Genomic DNA, 21,800 nt, shown 5'->3' with positions numbered 1-21,800 from the left:
GCCCTGTCTGTATGTTGATCTGTTTGCTCACGTGGCCGTCCCTCGTTCCTGCGTAGATTGCATGGGATGGTGCGTGAGCTGCATCGGTTGTATCCGTGAGTGGCTTAGCATTTCTTCCGCAATCCGATCCCACGACATACGCTCGACTGTAAGAAACGCCTGCTCCGCCATCCTTTGTCTCAGCTCAGCATTGTCCAACAATTCAGAGACTCGGCTCACCCACTCCTCCTCCGAAAAGCTGCTCAGGATCACTCCGCTCACCCCGTCCTCGATCAAGGTAACCGAGCCGCCATTTACCGAAGAGATAATCGGGACGCGAAACAGCATACTTTCCAGCAGCACCATACCGAAAATATCGTAATGAGTCGGAAACAGCATCGCATCCGCTGCTCCGTAAACCTGCCACAGATGCCGCTGCTCCACTCTTGTAAAATGCAAAATACTGTCCGTCAGCCCAAGCTCATGGGCATAGGCCCAATAGCGATCCGTATCCGCCTTACGTCCATCCCCTACGATGATCAAAAGGCAACAGGGGTGCTTTTGAAGTACCTTTTTGAACACGCCCAGCATAAAACGTATATTTCTACGCTCCTCCAGCACGCCGACATACAGTAGCACCGGACGATCCCCGAGCCGTCTCAGCTCATCCGCAACCTCGCGGTTTTTCTCACGACCTTCGCTTGTGTCATTGCCGCTGTTGTCATTGTTGAACGTTCCCTCGACTTTGCTGCGGTCCAGTCCGACTCCAAGGGTGACGACGTTGTGAAAGCCTTTATCCTCCAGATAGCGCTTGGCCAGTTCGGATTTGACAAAGGTACCGCGTAGAGACTTTGCCACCTTCGGCAGTAGCAGGGTATCGTACAATCTTCGGATCAGCGCATGTGTATTATCGCGGTACGGGCCGTGATACAGCACCAGCTTTTCCGGACATTTGCGGGAAAGCAGATAAGTCATGATCTGGTTGTATTCTGTGGAGATGACCCAATCATAAGCAGCCAAAAACGAATCCTTGAGGACATCCCTGTAGATGCTGTTGTTCAGGAACTTCAATCCGTGGAGCCAGATGATGCGCAATGTGCAGCCTTCGTGACGGTATATCTGCTCCAGATGAGTTTCCTTGTGGTCGTTGTAGTAGACAATGTCGCAATCGAAGCCTTTCCGAACGAGTGCCTTGCCCAAGCCGACTTCCTGCAAATTGTATGAGTCCCCGTTCACCTTGCTGGCAAAATTGCGAAGATACAATATTTTTTGAATCATCATTAGGCTCCTGCCATTTCATATTGGGTGAGTTATGGGGTGCGAGGGTTTAGAGACCGCTGCGCACTCCATTTGATCTTCCGATCGCTGTTGCAGTGGGATTCTTGGATGATATAAAACATTCCAAGGTAAGAATCCCACTGCAAAGGCGAACGCTAGCGCTTCTTCAGATTCAAATGGACCGCTTCGCTGCTGACCGCCGTGTCCATAAAGTCACCCTAATTTAAAAAAAGGGAACTTAGGGCATGAAGTGCCCCCGCTGCGCGGGTTACGCGGGCGGATGCACGCAGGCGTTGACTGCCAAAAGATTGTTATCCACAGAACGCTGTCACCTTGACAGAGAACTGTACTGAGTGTGTACTGCGCCGGGCTCATGCCTGGCGAGAATTTCGCGGCGATAGGGCGAAGCTATCGCCGGGCGGCTCTTACCTCCCCACCCACCCTATGGGCAGGGGGAATTCTTTTTGGCGGCGGCGGGAAGTAGCGGAGGGTAGGATTTGAATCTGGAGAAGCGTCAGCATTCGCCTCAAAGCTTTCCTACGGAAAGCTCGCTTCGGAAGCATACCCTTGTGGGATTCCGCCCCTATGGGGCTTATTTAATCCAAGGAATCCCACAGCAACAGCGTTCGGAAGATCAAATGCTACTCGAAGCGCCTTACACCGACAGTCGTAGCTAGGAGATCAAATCCGTCCCGAAGCGGCCTCCCCCCTCCAAACCGAGCTTTCCCCCTGCCTCTGTTTTTCTTCCATCATCTGCATATTAAAATGATCTGCTCCTTTAAGCTGGGCAGCCGCCATATCTGCCACCAAGGTCACGCTCGACTCCATCGGGACAAAGCGGTATTTGTAGGCCGTAAGCCGATGGTCCTTTTCGTGAAATAAAATATCCTGCGCGTAGTTGCCCCAACGATCCTTGGGCATCAAGTCAATCGTCATGCCGGCATGGGCGGAGGGCAGCAGCATATTGGAGCCGTGAATGCCGATCACTAATCGGCTGGCAGCATACACCTCGCATACTCGCAGTTCACTTTCCCGGTCGAAGCGTGCGACACGTTCGTCCGTAATCCATGCTGGGAAGCTCCCGGTGCGACCCAATCCGGCAACCGTAAAACGGTAATCTGGAAAGGATTCCCGCAACCTGCGGAACAACCGAATGATTTTGCGGCGCTGATGATAAATCAGCGGTTTAAGCCAACGTTTGAGCTGCGGAAATTTCTGCACTGCCCGTGCGATATGATGGCTGCCGCTCCACAAGCGGTCTTCCCTCCATACGAAGGTAATTCGCGGCTCCGACTCACGACCATCCTCATAACGCGGGATACCCGTAAACTGCTCAATATCGAACTGACTAGGGTGTGAATACGCCGGACTGACATGGACCTCATCAAAACGTACCAGTTCCTCTATCATCCGATGATGCAGCACCGGATAAAAGTTGCGGGCCTTGCTGAACGGCACATCGACTGTCCAGATTTCAGCCACACATGCGGGAACCATCCACTCCAACGATTTTTGCACAATAACGACGATGCCCAGCTCCGGCGATTGTTCGTATTCCCGCTGCACATTCAGCAGCTTGAGCAAAGCGTGACCATACAAATAATCAATCGTATTGACGATGATGATGCGCTTAAAGGGTTTCATTTTATGCACAGTCATACCAACCGCCAAATCATAGGAAGGACTTAGCAACGCTTGCCGCAAGGGCTCTCCGAGCCATTTTCTCGACTTCGCATCTCCCGTCAATGTATAGTTGGGCACTTCTACCCGATAGGGTGAATACGTGGCATGACCGACCGGCATATCCTCGATATATTCACGTCCACAGCCCTCACACCAAGTGCTGACACATACATGAATTCCCTGCCACAGCACCTCTCCGCCCCGTACCTTATCTCCACAATGCGGACATTGTCCCTCATGCTGAACAAACGGTTTAATGGGTATCATGATTGTTCTCTCCAACTTTCGGTACTGTAATATGAACACGCCAGAAGCTCAGGATCGACTGGATCATCCAGCTCAAATTGGCTTTGACTTCCTTGAACAGCAAATCCAATAAAAATACAGATATCGTAAAAGACAAGATGGTCGCCACCAGCGAGCCTCGAACACCAAGCAACGGGATAAGCGCATAATTTAAAGCCACATTTGTGACCGCACCCACGATCGAGGTCAGCAGCGTATATTTGAACAAATTTTCATTCGTGATAAACAAGCTTTTGGCAACACTGAAATTGGTGAAAAACAGACGAATCGCAAACAGCGACAGCAAAGAGCCTGCCTCGGTAAATTCCCGCCCATACAGCACGACCACCACCCACTGGGACAGAAAAAACAACGGTATCGAGGTCACAAGAAAACAGATAAACATCAACCGATACACGTTGGACAACGTCTGTCTGTATTCGTCGCTCCCTTTCATCTTGGAACGGGTCACCACCGGGGCATATGCTGTGGTAAGGACGACTGGAATAAAGCCCAGCACTTCAATGAGTCGGAGTGCAACAGAATATTGCCCCACCGCCGCATCTCCCAGCATCTCGCCGATAATGACCTGATCGATCCGTGCCTGTACATATACAGCGGAGGATGACAAAATAAGTGGCCAACTGTGATTCATAATCCGTCGTGCTGTGGTTAAGCTGAACGTCCACTTGTGCATACGCCGTCCTTCCTTACGGAAGAAATACAGCAGAATCAGACTTCCCAGCAGAAACTCGCCGTGAGCGCACAGCGCCACCACCCAGATGGGGACACCGGACAGCAATAAAATGATTTTAACGGTGGAGCTGAGGACAAAGGCTGTGTTCTTGGCAATGACGGTGTATTTGGACAACATCTGCGCCCGGAACCAGTAGTCGATGATATCAAACAACTGAAACACCGAGGCCGTTGCCAGGATCAGATTGATCAACCGTACGGAACTATTCTCCGGTCTGAGCAGCGAAATGAAGGAGCATGACAAGACAATGGCTACCACAGTACCCGCCAGCTTCAGCAGAATCGTCGTACCCAGTAACTCATGCTCATCCTTGGGGTCCTTGACGAGATCACGCACCAATATGGAATCAAAGCCAAGCGTCGTGAAAATCAGGAACATCCCGAAAAAAGATTCCGCATAATTCCACTTCCCCAGCTGCTCCGGTCCGAGCACTCTTGCCATGATAATGCTGACCGCCAGGCCAAACACCATGCGGATCATCTTGTCACCGAACAGCCAGGACGTATTCACCAGCAGACTTCTGCGTGGCTTGGCGCGATTTTTGACTAATGTCATAAGCTCTACTCCATCTTGAAAAATGACCTTTCGCACGGCTCCATACCATACTGTTCTGCCGACGCGACTACAATAAGTACAGCGAAGAGACCTCCCGGCCAGCGGGCGGTCCCTCCATGTCTTACACGACGACGGAAGCTTCGACCGCAGCCTGCCTTTTTACCCGCTCCAAGTCTGTATCCACCATCATATGAATGAGCTGCTCGAAGCCTACTTCCACTCGCCAGCCCAGCTTTTCCTTCGCCTTGGCGCAATCGCCGAGCAGTAGATCCACCTCTGCCGGACGGACGAACTGAGGATCAATGACGACATAATCCTCATAGTTCAGACCTACATGGGAAAAGGCAATTTGCAGCAGTTCGCGGACGGAATGCATTTCTCCCGTGGAAATGACGTAATCATCCGGTTGATCCTGCTGGAGCATCATCCACATTGCCTTAACGTAATCCCCCGCAAACCCCCAGTCCCGCAGCGAATCCAGATTCCCCATGCGCAGCTCCTGCTGCAAACCCAGCTTGATACGGGCTACAGCGTCCGTCACTTTGCGTGTTACAAACTCCAGCCCACGGCGGGGCGATTCATGATTGAACAAAATGCCCGAGCATGCAAACATATCAAAGCTTTCGCGGTAGTTCACGGTGATCCAATGACCGTACACTTTGGCAACACCGTAAGGGCTGCGCGGGTAAAATGGGGTCATTTCTGTCTGCGGCGTCTCCAGTACCTTGCCGAACATCTCACTGCTCGACGCCTGATAAAAGCGCGTGTCCGGCTTGGCAATCCGTACCGCCTCCAGCATATTGGTGACGGATAGCGCTGTAATCTGCCCGGTAGCCAAGGGCTGCGGCCATGAGGCCGCAACGAAGGATTGGGCAGCCAGGTTATAGACCTCATCCGGCTCAGACTGACGCACGGCTTCGATGAGCGAGGCCAGATCGGTCATATCGCCGGAAAGCCAATGAATGTCATTCTGGATATGTGCCACATTTTCAAAGTTCGGTGTACTGGTGCGTCTGCGTACCCCGTACACCTCATAATCTTTGGACAGCAGCAGCTCAGCCAGATAAGATCCGTCCTGTCCGGTAATCCCTGTGATCAGCGCTTTTTTCATTCCTATTCCCCCACACCGTTTTTTTATTGTTCAACCAGATCCAGACCTTGAAATGCCTGATAGACAGACGTTAATCCCTCTTCCAATGGAATACGCGCCGACCAGCCCAGTCCGGAAATTCGGGTCACATCTACCAGCTTGCGCGGTGTGCCATCGGGAGCGGACGTGTTAAAGGTAATTTCCCCCTCATAACCGACGACTTCCTTCACCCTTTCAGCCAGCTCCCGGATAGAAATATCCTCCCCAACGCCGATGTTCACAATCTCATTTCCCTCATAGCTATTCATCAGGAACAGACAGGCTTCCGCCAAATCATCCGAATGAAGAAATTCACGGCGCGGTGTGCCGGAGCCCCATACTTCTACCGTTGGGGACTGATTCAGCTTGGCTTCGTGAAACTTGCGGATGAGCGCAGGCAGCACATGAGAGGTCTGGAGATCAAAATTGTCGCCTGGACCGTACAAATTCGTAGGCATCACCGAAATAAAACGGGTTCCATATTGGCGGTTGTAGGACTGGCACATTTTAATCCCGGCGATTTTAGCGATAGCGTAGGCTTCATTCGTAGACTCCAGTTCACCTGTGAGCAGATATTCCTCCCGCAATGGCTGCGGGGCAAATTTGGGATAAATACAGGTAGACCCAAGGAATAGCAGCTTGCTTACATTCGCCCGGTATGACGCGTCTATCACATTCGTCTGTATGAGCAGGTTGTCACGGATAAAATCGGCCGGGTAATCGTTGTTCGCCAGAATCCCGCCTACCTTGGCTGCTGCCAAAAATACATAGTCCACCGACTCAGTTTCAAAAAAGCGGTCTACAGCCTCCTTGTTGCGCAGATCCAGCTCGCTGCTTGTGCGGGTGATCAGGTTACGGTAGCCTGCCTTGCTCAACGCCCGAACAATGGCGGAGCCCACCAGTCCGTTATGCCCTGCTACATATATGTTGGAATGAAGATCCATGCTTTCCCCTGCCCTTCCTGTTGGAGTGAATTTAATATGCATCGTTGGAGCCCAATAGCACCCGGAACGTTTTCAGCATGATGATAATATCCGTGCGTAAACTACGTCTGGATATGTATTCCAGATCCAGCTCTACCATCTGGTTAAAGCTCAGATGATTACGACCGCTGATCTGCCATAGGCCGGTACAGCCTGGCGTAACCGTCAGACGCAGCTTATCCCTAACCGTATAATCATCAACTTCTCTCGGCAGCGGAGGTCTGGGTCCTACCAGACTCATCTGCCCACGTAATACATTCAACAGTTGCGGCAGCTCATCAATGCTCGTTCTGCGCAGGAAGCGCCCAATACGGGTGATGCGTGGATCATCCCGCATTTTGAACATTGCACCTTCGATTTCATTTTCCAGCAGCAACGTAGACAATTTATCCTCAGCATCGGACACCATGGAACGAAATTTGATCATGCGAAACGGCCGCTCATTTTTACCAATACGAACTTGATAAAATAAAGCGCTTCCTCTCGGGTCCTCCAGCTTAATCAGCAAAATCACGAGCAGAAATACCGGACATAGCACGATTAATCCAATGAATGACAGCACGATGTCCATACTTCGCTTCACGAACGGATATACGCTCAAACCTTGCTGGCGTTCAACCCCATGAGCGGCCGCATACACTTCCACTGATGTACTCAAAGCTTCGGCCTCGTTCGAGTGGGAAGACACAGCTCATCACCTCAGTTTCCAATTGATTTGGCTTCAGATTAATAAGTATCATTTATTCATTGTTACAAGAATTTAATTGACTCTCATTTCCCTTTTTTCTATTCATGTCAGGTTACGTTCCTCCATGCCGCGCTCCGCACGAGTATTCGACCGTTTCACGTTGTTGAGCACCACGCCCAAAATACGTGCCTTTACTCTTTCCAAATTGGCTTTCGCTTTCTTGACGATATCCTTTTTGACCTTCCCTGCCTGGACCACCAAAATCACTCCGTCACACATGGCGCTTATAATGAAGCCATCCGGAAAGGACAGCAACGGCGGCGTATCCATTAAAATCACATCATAATGCTCCTTCAGCTCAGCCAGAAGAGCTTTCATTCTGCGGGAGCTGAGCATTTCGGACGGATTCGGCGGAGTCGGTCCAGCTGTAATGGCATACAGATGATCAATCCCGGTTTCCTGAACTACTTCCTGCCACGGCTGCTGGTTGGCAAGGACCCGCGTCAGTCCAGTATGATTACGCAAGCCGAACATGTGGTGCAAGGAAGAGCGGCGCAAATCCATGTCCATGACCAGCACCTTCTTCCCCTCTTGCGCGTACGTTACAGCCAAATTGCTGATCGTAACCGTCCTGCCTTCACCCGCCTGAGCTGATGCGACCATCATAACCTCAATCGGCTCATCTATAGAAGAAAACTGAATGTTCGTGCGAAGCATACGGTACTCCTCCGAAACAGGAGATTGGGCATGTAGGGATGTGACAAGCTGGTTATTGATTAATCGCGGCATATTGTCCTTCACCTACCTGTTTGGGAGTTGTAGCTGAACCGTCGGAGCGTCTGTCTTCTTTTTTCATTTTCGTAATCAGGGATAGGGTAGGCAGGCCGAGTTCTTTCTCAACATCCTCTTCATTTTTAAAGGTATCGTCCAGCACTTCCAGCAAAAACGACAAGCCTATACCCAGCAACAAGGAGACGGAAAAAGCAATGAACATCTGTATAGCGGGATTGCTATTCACGGGAACAGCCGGTTCAGTCAGACTGGCTTCGCTTAGAATCGTGACGTTGTCCATTTTCATGATAGAGGGAATTTGTCGTTTGAATACTTTGGCTACCGCATTTACGGTTTTGACAGCCTTCGTATACGATAAATCACGGATTGTTAAATCCATGACCTGTGAATCACCTGCGGTGTTTACTCTTAGTTTTTGCGTCAGAGCTGAAGGAGTGACCTTGAGATCGGGGAAGCTGGCGACCACCTGATCCATAATTGCCGAGGACATCATAATTTGCTTATAGGAGTTCGTTAAGGCTATATTCGTTTGAACGACACTGTAATCGACGACACCCGCTCGATCCGGCCTTGGTGTCTGGTTGATAATAAGCTTCGCTGTCGCTTCATAAATCTGAGGGGTAAAATATACATTTTTCACGCCCACCACAGCACATACCAACAATACGATACCGCCAATCAACCATATTCTTTTTCGGATCATACGGATGTACTCTTTCAACTGCACAAGACCAGTCCTCTCTGATTGACTTGTTTTCGATGCAATGACGCTTGTACTGATCCTCTGCATAGCATGACCATATAATCTATAGTAAAATGTTGTATAATAGCGCATAGAAGGTCTAGCCAGCGAATAAGCACAAGTGCAAACCATCGGTGGCCTCCCAAGGTATATAAACGATAACATATGGTTAAAACTACAAAACATCGATACGTTATGTATCTTACATAACTAATTTATGATACGAATCGTATCTTGTCAAGTGTAAAATCGCTTTTTTTCTTTCTCAACCTTGCATTCAGGAGGAATATCAGATGAATTATGGCACCCGCATCGCTGAATTACGGGAATATAAGGGATTAAAACAAGAGGAACTAGCGCAATCTCTCGGAATTACGCGGGCGGCTCTTTCTCACTATGAAAAAAACCGGCGCAAGCCAGATTTTGAGATACTGACCAAGCTTGCAGACATTTTCGGGGTATCCATTGATTATTTGGTAGGACGCACTAGCCATCCGGCAGCAATTTTGGATTCAGATGTGAGGGAATTTGTGGACCAGTTGGAGCTGTCCGATGAAGATATCCTGCAACGTTTTAATTTAACCATTGATGGACGAACTTTGTCTGAGGAAGAAGCCAAGCGTTTTATCGCGTTTGTCCGCATGGAACGAATGATGAAATAAAGAAGGATGGGAGCCGGTTCACTCCTATTTTTAAGCAGTACCGGCAACCGATATTTTACAAGCTCTTATCCTTTCGGCCCTTGGTTCCGTCAGCTTCGCTCTGTAGACAATGCGGCATCGTGATGCCGCATTGAAGCAAAATATCCCGGATGTCCAAGTGGACGACAGGTTTGTCTGCTTTCCGTACATTGTTACGTACAAGAGGGTTGTCCATCCCTGATTCTGTCTCCTTGTTCATTCGGCACTAACCTCACTTTATCATTCTTGGTCACCGGAAAGAGAATCCCCACAAACCATGTATGTATAGTTATGAGCAAAACTATTATATATGAATACATACCTGCAATGTTGTCGTCTTATGGCGAGAAAATTAAAGGATTTTCGTGTTTTTTTCTAAAATATACGCAATGAACTGCCAAATCAGAACCATTTACAGATAAAAAAGAACCTGTCAGGTCCTACTTTCTCCCGATAGGTTCTTAGGCATTCTATTTTCGGTTGCATGTAAGGTATTCTTCGACTCTGGTCCTACTCTGTATCTGTCCTGATTAAGCGACCTCGGCCGCGGGAGACACCTGAGTGCCCCCGGTCGCTCGGACTTTGTAGGCGTAGTGACTTCCGGCTTTCACCGTGTGGTCCGTATACGTGCTTCCCGCTACTTCCGAGGCAATCACCTGATACGCCCCGTCTGTCCCGTCCGCACGCAGCACATCATAGGCGGATACGCCTTCTGCCTGAAGCCAATCAATCTTTACCGCGCCTTCCTGAACAGAGGCGGCCTTCACCTCTGTAGGGGCCGAAGCTGCGGCCTGATCTGCACTTTTCAATTCCAGAATGTATTGGACCGACTCGCCGGGCCCCAGCTTTTCTTCAAAATCAAGGGCAGGCGAAGCCTTGAGTCCCGATATGGAACGCTGTGCCTGGCTGTACGTAGAGCCAGCTCCGAAGCGTTCACCCGTGTACAAACCGACTTTCGGCAACGTCACCCGTACACGGATCGTCTGTGCTGTGGATTCAAAATTCACCAGATTCACCAGCAATTTGTCCGAGGTGGCCCCACTGCCAGCCAGCGGTTTCAGTTTAGACGTATCCACTGCACGGACATAGACCATCTTATCCTTCGTTTCCTCTGGATTCAGGACCGTATAAGTCAATGGTTTTCCGTGTGTGGCATAAGCCAGACTCAAGCGTCTCATGATGTTTACACGGCTGTCCTGCCCTTGTCCGAACGGATAAATTTCCGTATTCGCCGGATTGTGATTTTGCAAGTCAAAGCCGGTTTTAAACAACGTGTAGTCCTTATAAAAAGCAGCATGCTGGATAAACATATCGGCAAAACCAATCTGCGAACGCATAATCCGGTCGAATGCTGCTGCTTGTGGCTGACTGGCCCCGTAATCAGGGTTGTCCCGATGCGTATCGTTCGTACCAAACTCCGTATTCAGCATCTTCTTCTCCAGCCCATTGCTCGAACCGCCGAAGGTTTTCAAATTTTGGACGAAGCTGCCCCCGCCCTCTTCATTATACGATTCGCCATAGGCGTGCCCGTTAGTCAGGTCGGTGACATCCTCCAGTTGTTTACGCTGTGCCGGGTCCCGCTCCCATCCATCCGGATCGCCGCATTTCGGCGTACCTCCGGTTTGGTTTTTACAAGCCTTGGTCGAATACGTCGGCCAGTAGGCCCAGCCCGGCGCTACCGTTTTGAGATGCGGCGCCAATTGCTTACCTTCCGTATTCAGCCACTTGGCAACGGCCAGATTGACCGCTTTCGAGCGGTTAAACAATCCCGGTTCATTATCCACTTCATAATATTGCAGGTATGAACCATATTTTTTTACATAATCGCGCAACTTCTGCTTGGCTGTCTCCGGCAGGGAACCGTCTTTTTGCAGCTTGATATCGCCCGTATATAAATACAAGGCCGACGATTGCATATTATACTGCTTCAACGTTTGGTAGTACTCTCCCATGTCTGTGCATGCCTTGTTTACATTACTGGCGCATGTGACTCTCATGACATTGCCGCTATATGCAATTCCCAGCCATTTGAGAACGTATGGTAAATGTTTTACCGCACCCTGATCATAATAAAATTCTTTATTGTTCACATTCGTTCCGGTCAGTATATATTTACCGTGTATCGGCTCGGTCGCAGGGGAAGCTAACGTCTCCAAGCTCAAGTCATCCCAAGTCCACCACACATTTTTATCTTCAGCAGAGGAGCAGTATAGGCAGCGCGCTGTCTTTAGCTTGAGTACGTTAACACCGCTTTGCAATTGCTCTTTGGGGATATACAGCTCGTAGTTGTTTTTGAAATTATATGCACTGCCTGTGCCGGAAACCCCGGCAATCTGAATGATACCGGACAACTGATGATTTGAAAATACAGCCATTTGGGGAACGGCTTTACCCGCATCCAAAATCCGTACACGAAATATCATCCCGTTGGGAGGAACCTGATCCAGCTTGTACTGGAGTGATAGTTCAGGATTCATGGACGCATTTAAACCGGGAGGAATATCTCCACTGCTGAGCAATACCGGAGCCGTTGTACTTTCTGCTATGGACATCGCTGACGATGCTCCTTTAGTAGACGACTCGGTGGAGGCCGCCGAAATATTGACATTGTCCTTACCAACCATACCTTTAAATTCTGCTGAAGAGTCATCCCGCTGACCAATCTTCCATACCGGACTGGCCGCCGCTACTTTAATCGTCTGAAGTTCTTCACTCTTGGGAGGCGTATGAATAAACCAGGCAATCAGCGCTATAGCTGCGACCCCTAGCAGCCCGGCCAATACTACTATATACCTTTGGGTCAACCAATTTTTCATCATTGTGCTCCACCCTCTCTCCTCAAAATTTTTGGCGGGGAAAGAGTATATATCAAGGAAGAAACAAAGCGTTGCCGGGAATTACCGCTTTCGCTTCATGCTGACTTTCCCACATCAGACGTGCCATTGCGTCGCCTTTTTCATCATAATATTCAACTTTCAAATCTGCCATTTTGCCTGCTTGCAAGGTAATGCTGCCCTTGCGTTCCGTCCAGCTTTGTTTGAACCAGCTATCAATAACCAGCTTGCCGTCTACCCATACACGAATACCATCATCAGAAATCGTGGTAAACGTATAGGTCTCACTATATTGCGGCTTGATTTTGCCCGTCCAGCGGACCGAGAACTGATCAGCCTTCACCTTGGGATCAGGCGAGGCCGCACGCCAGTTATAATCCAGCATACTGTCTGTACGAACCAAAACAGTGGTGCCGTCCAGATCCATACTGTTAAAATATTCACCCCGCAGCCCGTTCGCATAAACCATATCCGGAACGGAAGGCGGGGTTGGTTTACTTACCACTGGCGGAGCCGGAGTTGGATCGTTTGACCCCGTGTCCGGTACGGTCGGTAGCTCCGTGTCAGGTTCTTTCATCGCAGCTAATCCTTTTTTCACATCATCCCGCGTCAAGCTTGTCGAATCATTCATATAATCCTGAATCTGATCCGTCGTGTTATTTTCGGTCAGCATCTTGCCCCAGGTCATGGAATACACCCATTTTGGCTGAGCCTGCATCACCTCGGGACTGGGTACCTCACCGTGTTCCCCAATGGCAATCGGCTTATTCCGTGCCAGTCCGAGCAGTCCTTCGTAATGGCTTTGCTTAAAATCATGGTTGTAAATGTCTACAGCCAAAATATCCACTTTGTCATCCCCCGGATATTTCGGGGTATATGGGACAGTGTACGAATTAGGCGCATTCGGACTCCATACCCACAGCAGATTGTTCAGTTGATGCGTGTTTGCAAAACGGTCATACATGATATCCCATAGCTGATTGAAATTGTTTTTATTTCCCCACCAGAACCAGTCGCCGTTCATTTCGTGGTAAGGTCTCCATAATACTGGAACTCCTGCATCACGAAGCTGCTTTAACGATATAGCGACCTTATCCAGATCGGCAATGAGAAGATTATACTGCGCAGTACCCGGCGTCACATATTTATTAAACTCCGCCTGGCTTACTTTCGCCTGCACATTAGCCCAAGTCAGTGGTTTACCCGGCAGCGGTTCATGATAAGTCATTGTAACCATGCCGCCAGCTCTACTCCAACGTATGGCGCTATCGACGACATTTTTACGTTGTGCTGCCTCCGTAGTGGCGGACTGACCGGAGATGGCCCCCATCTCGTAGCCATGTACACCAACATACGCCTTACTGATTTTTTGGACCTTGTTGCTTAATTCATCCGGACTTTCCAAATAGTCATGTTGACCTGTGACCATTTTTTTCCCGGAGATGCTGATCAAATAGCTGTATAGTTCACGGGCCTCAGCAGAAGCGTCCGAATTAACAGGCTGTAATGTGGCAGCATTCGCCACGGACAGAGATTCACCGAAACCGACAGGCAACAAAGAAAAAAGCATAACAACGGGGAGTACACTGCGTATCCATCGATACACAGGGGTAAAATAGGGGCTCACTCTCGCTCTTCCTTTCGGTAGCCAGGCTGCCATCCTCACGGAAGGCCCTTTAGCTTTGCGTACCTGCCTTTCAACAGGGCTGCGTTTATCGTGGAAGGAGTTTGGATTCCTTCTTACCCTAAGTATCGACTTTTTTTTACCAAAATTTAATAGGTCATGTTTATGAATTTACAGATTTTCGTGTATTTTCGACAGTTTGAGCTAAATAACTTCATAAATGAGTCTTTTTTTCATCTTTCAGGATTTTGCAAAATATTTATGAAATAAACTTGTGACGGGAAATTTCATCCCAATCCATGCAAAAACGGACAATATCCTCTTCGATCAACTCAGAACCTGTCTGTACCTCGATCAATTCCACATCAGTCACGGCTAAAATACTATGCTTCGTCCCTTCTGGAATGCGAACCACATCACCAGCCTTCACCTTATGCAGCTTTTCATTCAAAATAATTTCCGCTTCACCGCTAATAATGGTCCAAATTTCACTCCGTTTGAAATGAAGCTGGTAGCTGATATTTTTGCCTTGCAGCACACGGATTCGCTTGGTCAATACCTCGTTGCCCTCGTCATACTTCACATAATCCACTACTCGATAATGCCCCCAACGGCGCTCTTCGTACATTGGACGCTGATTATGAGCCTTGAGCACTTCCTTGATGCGCGGACTTTCCGCCTTATTGGTCACAAGGATGCCATCCGGGCTGGCAGCTACGATCAGATCATTCGTTCCAATGATTGCCACGGGGATATCCAGTTCGTTGATAAGGCTCGTATTGACGCAATCCTCCGTGACTACGCCTCTGCCCACTTGCTGATGTGACATTTCTTCCGTTAAGGTGTTCCAAGTACCTAAATCCTTCCAGAATCCATCATACGGAAGAACAACGATGTCCTGCTCCTTCTCGACTACCTCATAGTCAAAGCTGATTTTTTCCAGAGAAGAATATTGCTTTTGCATTTCTTCATAGTTCAGCGGCAAACCTTTGGATGCCAAGATATCGAGCAAGTAACCCAATTTGAATGCAAAAACCCCGCAGTTCCATAGAGCATTGCGTTCCATCAGACGCTCCGCCTGCTCCCGGTCGGGTTTCTCTTGAAAATGGCTCACTTCGCGGTAGCCTGTGCTACCTTGTGTGGCATCATTTTTCGGTATAATGTAACCATATTTCTCAGAAGGATAGGATGGGACAACCCCGATTAGTGCAAGCTTGCCTTCACTCTCCTGAAGAGTATGTTCCAACTGGGCGACTGTAGCAAAGAAAGCATCCTCTACATAGGGATCTACCGGCAATATAGCAACGATTTCATCGGGCGAAACTCCAACGATGGAATATAGATAAGTCGCTGTCAGCGCAATGGCAGGAAAGGTATCTCTTCGCTCCGGCTCAACAATGATGCGCGTATCCTGCCCAGCCTGACTCTGAATCATTTCAACCTGCGCTCTCCCTGTTGCAATAAACGAGGATTCGGACAAGCCGTTATCCCCCAGTTGTCTCCACACCCGCTGCACCATAGATTCCGAATTACCCTCTGGACTCTCCAGCACCTTCAAAAATTGTTTGGAACGGGAATCGTTGGACAAAGGCCATAATCTCTTACCGGAACCACCAGACAAAAGTACGAGCTTCATAACTCTCCACTTCCTCTCTAAATGTATGGGTGATCGGATGGGGCAAAGTTGAGTAGCCCGAGCCCGCTACGGTATGGATTTGATCTTACGATCGCTGTTGCTACTCCAGCTTCAAATCCATCCCTGCGCTACTCAAAAATGCATCATGCCGATCATACCGTTTATTGCAAAAGGCACGACCGGACGATTCATGTCCGGTCAGCCTGTAAAGACGCTCGCGCGCCCGGCGCATGGCGCTTTGATCCGAAGGAGCGGCTTCACTGAGCCGCTCCTTCGGATCTGCTCTTCCTACCTCCCCCCATAAGGTGGGAGGTTAAAAATCGTGACTCCATGCGGTAAAAGCAGCGGAGCGGGCAGAATTGTTCTGAAGAAGCGTCAGCGTTTGCCTTTATCCCCGGATTTTAACCTTTGAATGTTTTATACAATCAAGAAAATCCGGGGGTAACAGCAATCGGAAGAACAATCTGCACGCGTAGCGCCTCCAACACCACCACAGTCACTTTTTAATGTTCCACTTTTTAAGCTTCCACCTTATCCCGATTCCACCCACTCATCCGCGGACGACCCACGGAATAGTATTCCAGCCCGGAGCCTTGAATCTGCTCCTCCGTAAATACGTTACGACCGTCAATCAGGACTGGCTTGTGCAGAATGGAAGACAATTGTACGAGATTTACATTTTTGAACTCTTCCCAATCGGTCAGCAGGCAGACCGCGTCGCTTCCTTCGGCAGCTTGCTGCGGGGATGCGCACCATACAATATTCGGATGATTCACGCGCTCCTTGAATTTTTCCATTGCAATCGGATCATACAGCTTCACAATAGCACCTGCCTGAATCAGCGTTTCTACGATTTCCAGTGCCGGAGCCTCGCGGATATCGTCTGTATTCGGCTTGAAGGCCAAGCCCCAAATGCCAATCGGCACGCCGCGTAGCTGACCCAGCGATTCGCGCAGCTTGGATACGATCATGAAACGCTGGTCCGTGTTCACCTCGACCACCGATTTTAACAGCTTAAATTCATAATCCACATTACCCGCAATTTGGATGAGCGCATTCGTGTCTTTCGGGAAGCAAGAGCCACCGTACCCAATCCCTGCTTGCAGGAAAGAGGACCCGATTCGTTTGTCCATCCCCATGCCGTCAGCCACACAGGTAACATCCGCGCCTACCTTTTCGCAAATATTGGCGATTTCGTTGATAAACGAAATTTTGGTCGCCAGAAATGCGTTGGACGCGTATTTGATCATCTCGGCACTGCGGATATCCGTCACATAAATTTTATCCGTGAACACCTGGTGCAGCGTAACCATCGTTTCACGCAGCCCCGTGTTGTCCAAGCCGATAATGATTCGGTCTGGAAGGAGTGTATCATTGATAGCAGAGCCTTCTCTCAAAAATTCCGGAGCGGATACAATATCGAAGGACAAACTCGTATGATGAGCCAGCACGTCCTTGATCTTTTCGTTCGTTCCGACAGGCACCGTGCTCTTGGTCATAATAATTTTATACCCGTTCATGGCCTTCCCGACATCAGCAGCCGCCTGCTCAATGTAGGACAAATTCGCTTCACCGTTAGCTAGAGACGGCGTACCCACCGCCAAAATAACGATATCCGAGCGGCGAACCGCGTCGGCCAAATCCGAAGTAAACTCCAAACGACCCGCTTCCATATTTAACGCGATCAATTCCTCTATGCCAGGTTCATAAATAGGAGATTCAGCCCGGTTCAGCATATCAATTTTGTGCTGCTCCAGATCGACACAAATCACCTCATTACCTTTATGTGCAAAACACACGCCCGAGACGAGCCCAACGTATCCAGTACCGATTACAGCCAGCTTCATTCCGTTCATCCTCCTTTTAGAAAGTTCACATAGGCTTGCTCTACATACTTTTTGAAATGATCCTTGAACGTATCTTCATCAAATTTGCGTGCATGGCTAATGATACCGTCCACATCCCATGCATGCTGCTCGACCTTGGCGACCGCCTCCAGCACATCCTTTACCTGATGTCTGCGGAAAAATACACCATTCACATGAGGAACAATGGTATCCAGCGCTCCCCCGCCCTGATAAGCGATAACAGGCCGTCCAGCCGCATTCGCCTCCAGAGGCGTGATACCGAAGTCCTCCTCCCCCGGAAAAACGAGCGCCCGGCATTCTGCCATCAGCTTGTTGACCTCTTCGTCTTCAAGTCTGCCAAGAAACTCAATATTCGGGGAGGCCATGCCCTCCAGTCTTTTACGATCCGGTCCTTCACCGACAATGCGCAGCTTGAGACCATTGCGCTTGAATGCTTCAATCGCCAGGTCAACGCGCTTGTAGGACACTAACCGGGATACGATCAGGTAATAGTCACCAATGCTTGTAGCACGTTGGAAACGGGATGTATTAACAGGAGGGAAAATGACATCCGACTCCCGTTGGTAATAGTGCAGAATTCTCCGTTGGACGACCGAAGAGTTGGCGACAAATTGGTTTACATTGCGAGAAGTTTTGGCATCCCATGTTTTCAACCGATTCATGTACAGCTTTAGCATGCTTTTGAGCAGGTTGGATTTGGACTGCCGGGCCATATATGTATCGTAATCCCAGGCAAACCGCATCGGTGTGTGACAATAACAAATGTGAAACGTATGCTTAGGTACCTGGATGCTTTTCATAAATGCGCTGCTGGAGCTTAAAACAATGTCGAAATCCCTAAAATCAAAATCACGGATAGCAATGGGGTACAGCGGCAGCACTCCTTTGAAATTGGCCTTCACTCCCGGGATGTGCTGTAGCCAGGTGGCTCTAATATCTGCATCCTTCAAGTTGTTCGACAGGCGGTCGTCGCTGAACACCGTTGTGAAGATTGGAGCCTTCGGATACATATCGTGGAATACCTCTACCACCCTTTCCGCTCCGCCCATTTGGATTAAGTAATCGTGTGCTATCGCTATTTTCATCTGAATCATCCTTTAACGCGAATGTCGGTCAGACTCCTGCCAACAAACCCTTATAGTAATGAACTATATCCTTAACGGTGTTCTCGATAACAAAATGTTTCCTGACCCGTTCCATCCCTTTATCGCCCATGTGCTGACGTTCCTGCGGATGCTCCAGCATCCAGCGGATGGCTTCTTCCAGCTTGGCCGGATCACCCGGTTCAATAAGCAGCCCGGTTTCGTTCGGTACAACGGTTTCCTTGGGTCCACCCTCATTCGAAGCAATCACTGGCAGACCTGCAGCCATGCCCTCAATAATGACCTGCCCGAACGGCTCCGGTGTAATGGAGGTGTGAATGAGCAGATCACAGCGCTGCATCAAGCCCTGAATGTCATCGACGTGTCCAAGTAAGTTAACGTTGTCTAATCCGTATTCGCGCATCGTGGATTCCAGACGGCGTTTGTATTCCTCTTCGCCGAACAGCGCATCTCCAGCCAGCCAAAATTTCACACGCTTATCTGGTAAAAAAGAGCGAGCAGCTTCCAGTAAAATGTGCTGTCCCTTCCACTCTGCCAGTCTGCCGACCAATACGACGTTAAACGAGTCATCGTCACGTGAATTTGCAGTCGCATCACGGGCCGTAATCGCTTTGGCAAATGCCGAGTAGACGACGAGCGTCTTTTTGTCCGGGGGCAGCTCCAGCGCACTCAGCGTGGACTTGGAATTGGCAATGACGCCGTTAGGCAAAAAGCGGGACATCAGCCGAATGCCTTTGGCCACAATCGGCTTCAGGTACGGTGGGCCGATATGGTCACGGATATGCCAGATCAACGGCACCTTCGCTGACTTCGCGGCTACCGCGCCGTAGAACGCCGACTTGAGTGAGTTCGTGTGAACACACACGACCTTTTCCTCGCGCAGCAAAGGCGCAAGCTTTTTCCCATAAGCCAACAGTCGGTAGGCTGCCGCAGGCGCACCCAGATTGACGGCATTCCGTCCCCGATTGCGAATGGAATCATCCAGCGGAACGATACGTACATCAATGTTGCGCTGCCGAAGACGATCTGCCAAATCGCCTTCCTCCGCCAAAATCACCAGCGGATCGATATGTTCCCCGACGTTCGTCAGTATGTTATACAACGCGACTTCGCCGCCGCTCCATCTTGCCGTGTGGTCAATATAAGCTATTCTCAGCATTTTGCAGCCGCCTTTCTGTCAAGGACCTGCCGGAACACATCTTCCACCTGCTCCACCACATGTCCCCACGTATATTTGCTCAGGACATGGTCCCTGCATTCCCGTGCGTTGGGAAGGGCTTCGCGGTTATCCAGCACACGCAGCAGTCCTTCCGCAATGGCTTCGCTGTCCGTTCCCCGGAACAACAGCTCCGGACGGAATCCACTTAAAATTTCCCTGTTGCCGCCTACAGGAGTCGCCATCACCGGAACCCCCGAGGCCATCGCTTCCACCGTAATCAGGCCGAAGCCCTCCAGTGCCTGTGTCGGCACAACGAACATATTCGATGCCTGATGATACAGGGGAAGTTCCTCATCCGATACATATCCAAGCAATCTCACATGATTATGAAGATTGTATTCTGCCACCTTGGAAGCCAGTTCCTCCATCAGAGGTCCCTTCCCTCCAATCAGCAGTAGATGATCAGGATGACGCTCAATTACCCGCCGCCATGCTTCCAGCAGTTGCAACAGTCCCATTCGGTTAACAAGACGACGGACGGTCAGCACAATCGTCGCATTCTGTGGCAAATTCAGCCGTTCCCGCACCGTCCCCCGATCCTCTGCCGGATGGAACCTCTCTATATTGGCTGCACCGGGAATGATATGGATTTTGCTGAGTGGAACCTTATAATGCTCATGCAGAATATCCCGAAAGGTTTCACTCAGCACTACAAATTTGTCCGCCAGGCCATATGCCTTCATTTCAATGGATTTGGCCAACGTTGTTTTCAGCAGATGCTTGAGGCCTTGCCCTTCAATTTTCATTTCCTCCGTCCATGGGCCGTGGAAGGTGGTGACTACCGGAATTCCCCGTTTTTTCGCCTCCAGCGCCGGTCCGACACCATAGGGGGCAAAATGGGAGTACAGCACATCTATCGGCTGCTTGTCGAACAGCGTTGCTGCATATTTTTGCATCAGCTCTCGACGCTTCCAGATGGATTGCTGCTTGCTGCCAATCGAATGAATTCGGATATTTTCAGGTACTTGCGGCTTCTCATCGCTACAGATTAAAGCATCCAGCGTATTTTGCTCTGCCAGTTGCTCACAGATGGATTTGAAGTACGTGTTTAATCCGCCGGGCTGCAGGGACGGCCAGCTAAGCCCTGTTGCTGCAATGCGAAAACCGTTATTGTACGACATAGCTGGTTTCTCCTTTCTGCTCGGTCTGTCCGTCTTCCACAATCTCTATTTTTTTCCGCCGCTTCGTCAGCTCATAATGCTTGAAGCAGACCAGAAACTCGTACATCACCCAAAAGACCGCTACAGCAAAACCTGCCAATCCCTTGCGGTATAAGCCTTGGACAAAATACTTCTGCACAAAGCGGGCTGGAGGTCGCAACAACAGCCTGGAAATCCGAAAGGATCTGCCTTTGTTAAAGGCCGTCTCTGCTTCGAGGTCCGTATACTTGTTAAAACGGGTCATATGATCACTGATACTGCGGAAGCCGTAGTGCCATAACACACCCTCCAGTTTAATGATCTGGGAAGAGGCTACATCCGGCATTTCATGAACAAGACTATTCGTAATGCCGTAAATACGCCGATTGTACAGACGAACCAAATGCTCGCCTTTGTTCATCCATTTGCCCAAAAAATCACCAATTCGAAACACAGAGTATGCTTTGGCAGGATCATGGAGCGTTTCCTTGACCTTCAACAAATTTCCAAGAAGCTCCGCATCTACCACCTCGTCTGTATCAATCAGGAAAATCCAATCAAACTCGGCTTTTTCAACACCAAACATGCGCTGCTTCGCATAACCGGGCCATGGGTTGGAAAACACCCGACAGCCCAATGATTCAGCTACCTGAATCGTATTGTCCTTGCTCCCTCCGTCAATGACGACGATATCGTCCGCAAAGGGCTGGCAGGATTTAATGGCGGCTGTGATTCGAGTACCATCATCCTGAGCGATAATAACTACGGATATCCGGTTGTCCGCGGGAACGCTAGACATGTGGTTCATTAGGGGGTGCCTCCTTCT

General features: G+C 49.6%; 20 protein-coding genes and 1 riboswitch. Of the genes, 2 read left to right on the top strand and 18 right to left on the bottom strand.

Annotation, left to right across the window (positions count from 1 at the left end):
- Positions 1-27 precede the first annotated feature (27 nt).
- Complete coding sequence (locus tag C1I60_RS12100) at positions 28-1,257, bottom strand: glycosyltransferase family 4 protein (RefSeq protein WP_137061932.1); 1,230 nt, start codon at positions 1,255-1,257, stop codon at positions 28-30.
- A 497-nt stretch (positions 1,258-1,754) separates the two neighbouring features.
- On the opposite strand from C1I60_RS12100, the gene C1I60_RS12095 reads away from it, so the two are divergent.
- Positions 1,755-1,934, top strand: coding sequence for a hypothetical protein (locus C1I60_RS12095; RefSeq protein ID WP_137061931.1), 180 nt, complete (start codon positions 1,755-1,757; stop codon positions 1,932-1,934).
- A gap of 4 nt (positions 1,935-1,938) precedes the next feature.
- Here C1I60_RS12095 and C1I60_RS12090 read toward each other — a convergent pair whose 3' ends face one another.
- The 7 genes from C1I60_RS12090 to C1I60_RS12060 form a co-directional block, all read right to left on the bottom strand.
- Positions 1,939-3,207, bottom strand: a complete 1,269-nt coding sequence (locus C1I60_RS12090) for a hypothetical protein (protein ID WP_137061930.1) — start codon at positions 3,205-3,207, stop codon at positions 1,939-1,941.
- Positions 3,194-4,537 carry a flippase gene (locus C1I60_RS12085; protein ID WP_137061929.1) on the bottom strand — a complete coding sequence of 448 codons (1,344 nt, stop codon included), beginning with the start codon at positions 4,535-4,537 and terminating at the stop codon, positions 3,194-3,196. The genes C1I60_RS12090 and C1I60_RS12085 overlap by 14 nt, the downstream gene beginning before the upstream one ends.
- A gap of 121 nt (positions 4,538-4,658) precedes the next feature.
- Positions 4,659-5,648 (bottom strand): GDP-mannose 4,6-dehydratase, encoded by a 990-nt coding sequence (gmd, locus tag C1I60_RS12080; RefSeq protein ID WP_137061928.1) that lies wholly within the window; start codon positions 5,646-5,648, stop codon positions 4,659-4,661.
- Between the two features lie 23 nt (positions 5,649-5,671).
- The gene (locus C1I60_RS12075) at positions 5,672-6,610 is read right to left on the bottom strand and encodes a GDP-L-fucose synthase family protein (protein ID WP_137061927.1); all 939 of its coding nucleotides are present in this window, start codon (positions 6,608-6,610) and stop codon (positions 5,672-5,674) included.
- A gap of 31 nt (positions 6,611-6,641) precedes the next feature.
- On the bottom strand, positions 6,642-7,307 hold the full coding sequence (locus tag C1I60_RS12070; RefSeq protein ID WP_289306518.1) for a sugar transferase: 666 nt from the start codon (positions 7,305-7,307) through the stop codon (positions 6,642-6,644).
- 132 nt (positions 7,308-7,439) lie between these two features.
- Positions 7,440-8,126: a CpsD/CapB family tyrosine-protein kinase gene (locus C1I60_RS12065; RefSeq protein ID WP_137061925.1), complete on the bottom strand. Its 687-nt coding sequence runs from the start codon at positions 8,124-8,126 to the stop codon at positions 7,440-7,442.
- Positions 8,107-8,856, bottom strand: a complete 750-nt coding sequence (locus tag C1I60_RS12060) for a YveK family protein (RefSeq protein WP_137061924.1) — start codon at positions 8,854-8,856, stop codon at positions 8,107-8,109. Before C1I60_RS12060 ends, C1I60_RS12065 begins: the two co-directional genes overlap by 20 nt.
- A 308-nt stretch (positions 8,857-9,164) precedes the next feature.
- Between C1I60_RS12060 and C1I60_RS12055 the strand changes: the two genes are divergently transcribed.
- The gene (locus tag C1I60_RS12055) at positions 9,165-9,533 is read left to right on the top strand and encodes a helix-turn-helix domain-containing protein (protein ID WP_137061923.1); all 369 of its coding nucleotides are present in this window, start codon (positions 9,165-9,167) and stop codon (positions 9,531-9,533) included.
- Between the two features lie 55 nt (positions 9,534-9,588).
- Here C1I60_RS12055 and C1I60_RS12050 read toward each other — a convergent pair whose 3' ends face one another.
- From C1I60_RS12050 to C1I60_RS12010, 10 genes are all read right to left on the bottom strand, one after another.
- Positions 9,589-9,771 carry a hypothetical protein gene (locus tag C1I60_RS12050; protein ID WP_137061922.1) on the bottom strand — a complete coding sequence of 61 codons (183 nt, stop codon included), beginning with the start codon at positions 9,769-9,771 and terminating at the stop codon, positions 9,589-9,591.
- Positions 9,772-10,081: 310 nt separating this feature from the next.
- Positions 10,082-12,370 (bottom strand): PD-(D/E)XK nuclease family protein, encoded by a 2,289-nt coding sequence (locus tag C1I60_RS12045; RefSeq protein ID WP_137061921.1) that lies wholly within the window; start codon positions 12,368-12,370, stop codon positions 10,082-10,084.
- A gap of 49 nt (positions 12,371-12,419) precedes the next feature.
- The gene (locus C1I60_RS12040; RefSeq protein ID WP_170970786.1) at positions 12,420-14,045 is read right to left on the bottom strand and encodes a glycosyl hydrolase; all 1,626 of its coding nucleotides are present in this window, start codon (positions 14,043-14,045) and stop codon (positions 12,420-12,422) included.
- A riboswitch (cyclic di-GMP riboswitch) is annotated at positions 14,026-14,106 on the bottom strand. It overlaps the preceding gene by 20 nt.
- 162 nt (positions 14,107-14,268) lie before the next feature.
- Positions 14,269-15,645, bottom strand: coding sequence for a sugar phosphate nucleotidyltransferase (locus tag C1I60_RS12035; protein WP_137061920.1), 1,377 nt, complete (start codon positions 15,643-15,645; stop codon positions 14,269-14,271).
- Positions 15,646-15,745: 100 nt separating this feature from the next.
- The gene (locus C1I60_RS26165; protein ID WP_289306517.1) at positions 15,746-15,877 is read right to left on the bottom strand and encodes a hypothetical protein; all 132 of its coding nucleotides are present in this window, start codon (positions 15,875-15,877) and stop codon (positions 15,746-15,748) included.
- Between the two features lie 286 nt (positions 15,878-16,163).
- Complete coding sequence (locus C1I60_RS12030; RefSeq protein WP_137061919.1) at positions 16,164-17,492, bottom strand: UDP-glucose dehydrogenase family protein; 1,329 nt, start codon at positions 17,490-17,492, stop codon at positions 16,164-16,166.
- A 5-nt stretch (positions 17,493-17,497) separates the two neighbouring features.
- A complete protein-coding gene (locus tag C1I60_RS12025) occupies positions 17,498-18,598 on the bottom strand; it encodes a glycosyltransferase (RefSeq protein WP_137061918.1) in 1,101 nt (366 codons plus the stop codon).
- A 28-nt stretch (positions 18,599-18,626) separates the two neighbouring features.
- The gene (locus tag C1I60_RS12020) at positions 18,627-19,775 is read right to left on the bottom strand and encodes a glycosyltransferase family 4 protein (protein WP_137061917.1); all 1,149 of its coding nucleotides are present in this window, start codon (positions 19,773-19,775) and stop codon (positions 18,627-18,629) included.
- Complete coding sequence (locus C1I60_RS12015) at positions 19,769-20,956, bottom strand: glycosyltransferase family 4 protein (protein ID WP_137061916.1); 1,188 nt, start codon at positions 20,954-20,956, stop codon at positions 19,769-19,771. The genes C1I60_RS12020 and C1I60_RS12015 overlap by 7 nt, the downstream gene beginning before the upstream one ends.
- Positions 20,943-21,782, bottom strand: a complete 840-nt coding sequence (locus C1I60_RS12010; protein ID WP_137061915.1) for a glycosyltransferase family 2 protein — start codon at positions 21,780-21,782, stop codon at positions 20,943-20,945. The genes C1I60_RS12015 and C1I60_RS12010 overlap by 14 nt, the downstream gene beginning before the upstream one ends.
- Positions 21,783-21,800: the final 18 nt, after the last annotated feature.

It is taken from the genome of Paenibacillus terrae, assembly GCF_005217525.1.
Lineage (GTDB): Bacteria > Bacillota > Bacilli > Paenibacillales > Paenibacillaceae > Paenibacillus > Paenibacillus terrae_C.
This window is presented reverse-complemented; position numbering and strand designations above follow the sequence as displayed.

What these genes read in the sequence shown, in the direction of transcription:
- C1I60_RS12100 (WP_137061932.1), bottom strand. Translation starts at nt 1,257, where the DNA reads ATGATTCAAAAAATATTGTATCTTCGCAATTTTGCCAGCAAGGTGAAC.
- C1I60_RS12090 (WP_137061930.1), bottom strand. Translation starts at nt 3,207, where the DNA reads ATGATACCCATTAAACCGTTTGTTCAGCATGAGGGACAATGTCCGCAT.
- C1I60_RS12085 (WP_137061929.1), bottom strand. Translation starts at nt 4,537, where the DNA reads ATGACATTAGTCAAAAATCGCGCCAAGCCACGCAGAAGTCTGCTGGTG.
- gmd (WP_137061928.1), bottom strand. Translation starts at nt 5,648, where the DNA reads ATGAAAAAAGCGCTGATCACAGGGATTACCGGACAGGACGGATCTTAT.
- C1I60_RS12075 (WP_137061927.1), bottom strand. Translation starts at nt 6,610, where the DNA reads ATGGATCTTCATTCCAACATATATGTAGCAGGGCATAACGGACTGGTG.
- C1I60_RS12065 (WP_137061925.1), bottom strand. Translation starts at nt 8,126, where the DNA reads ATGCCGCGATTAATCAATAACCAGCTTGTCACATCCCTACATGCCCAA.
- C1I60_RS12055 (WP_137061923.1), top strand. Translation starts at nt 9,165, where the DNA reads ATGAATTATGGCACCCGCATCGCTGAATTACGGGAATATAAGGGATTA.
- C1I60_RS12050 (WP_137061922.1), bottom strand. Translation starts at nt 9,771, where the DNA reads ATGAACAAGGAGACAGAATCAGGGATGGACAACCCTCTTGTACGTAAC.
- C1I60_RS12045 (WP_137061921.1), bottom strand. Translation starts at nt 12,370, where the DNA reads ATGATGAAAAATTGGTTGACCCAAAGGTATATAGTAGTATTGGCCGGG.
- C1I60_RS12040 (WP_170970786.1), bottom strand. Translation starts at nt 14,045, where the DNA reads ATGGCAGCCTGGCTACCGAAAGGAAGAGCGAGAGTGAGCCCCTATTTT.
- C1I60_RS12035 (WP_137061920.1), bottom strand. Translation starts at nt 15,645, where the DNA reads ATGAAGCTCGTACTTTTGTCTGGTGGTTCCGGTAAGAGATTATGGCCT.
- C1I60_RS26165 (WP_289306517.1), bottom strand. Translation starts at nt 15,877, where the DNA reads ATGCGCCGGGCGCGCGAGCGTCTTTACAGGCTGACCGGACATGAATCG.
- C1I60_RS12030 (WP_137061919.1), bottom strand. Translation starts at nt 17,492, where the DNA reads ATGAAGCTGGCTGTAATCGGTACTGGATACGTTGGGCTCGTCTCGGGC.
- C1I60_RS12025 (WP_137061918.1), bottom strand. Translation starts at nt 18,598, where the DNA reads ATGAAAATAGCGATAGCACACGATTACTTAATCCAAATGGGCGGAGCG.
- C1I60_RS12020 (WP_137061917.1), bottom strand. Translation starts at nt 19,775, where the DNA reads ATGCTGAGAATAGCTTATATTGACCACACGGCAAGATGGAGCGGCGGC.
- C1I60_RS12015 (WP_137061916.1), bottom strand. Translation starts at nt 20,956, where the DNA reads ATGTCGTACAATAACGGTTTTCGCATTGCAGCAACAGGGCTTAGCTGG.
- C1I60_RS12010 (WP_137061915.1), bottom strand. Translation starts at nt 21,782, where the DNA reads ATGAACCACATGTCTAGCGTTCCCGCGGACAACCGGATATCCGTAGTT.